This is a genomic window from Pseudomonas sp. JL2, assembly GCF_031570495.1.
GTDB lineage: Bacteria > Pseudomonadota > Gammaproteobacteria > Pseudomonadales > Pseudomonadaceae > Aquipseudomonas > Aquipseudomonas rhizophila.
This window is the reverse complement of the sequence record NZ_JAKUDH010000067.1, coordinates 1-1303: the sequence shown is the minus strand read 5'-3', so window position 1 is coordinate 1303 and position 1303 is coordinate 1. Positions and strand designations below refer to the sequence as shown.

Annotated in this window: 1 protein-coding gene; it reads right to left on the bottom strand. The window is 52.1% G+C overall.

Annotated elements, in window-relative coordinates:
* Positions 1–37 precede the first annotated feature (37 nt).
* Positions 38–1213 carry an integrase core domain-containing protein gene (locus tag MKS85_RS28765; RefSeq protein ID WP_139051192.1) on the bottom strand — a complete coding sequence of 392 codons (1176 nt, stop codon included), beginning with the start codon at positions 1211–1213 and terminating at the stop codon, positions 38–40.
* Positions 1214–1303 lie beyond the last annotated feature (90 nt).

Below are 1303 nucleotides of genomic sequence, written 5' to 3'. Positions count from 1 at the left end.
TGTACGGGACAACCACATGGGTTACAAAAAAGTGCATTCACATAGGTGACACTTTGATTGAAACATAGCCATTCTTTGCGTCCCTAGCGTTGACGTGACCTAGGATCACCGGACCGAAGATCACATTCCATACCCCATCTTTGATCATCTCCATTCCAATGTTTTGATGCCTGAGCAGATTCCCCACGTATATCCGCAGACCCGCTCGATTAATGATTCCGCAACTATCAGCCAGGTAACACTCAACGTGGCTCGCATAGCCCATTTCCGGTAGTTTTTCCGGGTAAGCTCGGGTTGAGGGTGTATAGCAGGAGGCCGGGGTTTTCTGACCGAGCGCCTCGTGTCCCCGCTCGTGATTGTAGTGCTGCATAAATCGATCAAAGTGTTTTTGCTGAGCCTCCCAGGCAATGGCTGGCGGTTTGGGAAAAGTACTTTTCAATGTTCGGTGCATGCGCTCATGACGCCCATTTTGATCTGGCCGACCGGGCTCAATTCGCTCAGGAATAATCCCAAGGCGCAACCACCAGATCGACAACTGCGATAACCCTGCACGACCCGTACTGGCAAACGGCACGCCGTTATCGGTGCGAATTCGTTCAGGCATCCCGTATTCACGAAAAACGCGCTCGAAGGTTTGCTGGGTCTCCTTGAGATTGGTATTGGCCATGCTCTCGCAGGCAAGCAAGAAGCGACTGGCATGATCCATGATCGTCAGTGGATAGCACCAAACGCCCGCCCCGGTGAGAAATTGGCCTTTGTAATCTGCGCTGAAGAGCTGATTAGGCGTTTCTGCCTTACGCAAAGGCTTGGGGTAGACAGCAACACGCTGGCGTAACGGTCGAGACAGAATCAAGTCCGCTGCCTTAAGGATGTTGTAGATGGTCGTTTTCGACGGCGGATCCTGCCCCGGAAAGCGTTTCATCAGGTCGTTCTGGATCTTTTTAGGACCCGGAACCGTTTCGCCAGTAGAGCGAAACTCAATGATTGCCTGCCTCACAACCAATGGCACCACATAGGTTTGGTTGTGCCGTCGGCGGCTACGTTCGTCGAGCCCACTGGGACCCTCCAGTTCATAGCGCTCGACCCATTTGTAGCCAGTCTTTCGGCTGATCTGATAGTCCTGGCACAGCTGGCTAAAGCTGTGCTTTTCAGACAGATACTCAGCGATGAACATCACTTTGAGGTCCATAGGTTTCAGCTCTCTCCAGGGCATGGTCAGATCCTCGCGAAATCGACCCTGCCAGTTAAAAACTGTTACCTATGTGCGTGAACTGATTTGTAACCCATGTGGGTGAGTCATACC

What these genes read in the sequence shown, in the direction of transcription:
- MKS85_RS28765 (WP_139051192.1), bottom strand. Translation starts at nt 1,213, where the DNA reads ATGCCCTGGAGAGAGCTGAAACCTATGGACCTCAAAGTGATGTTCATC.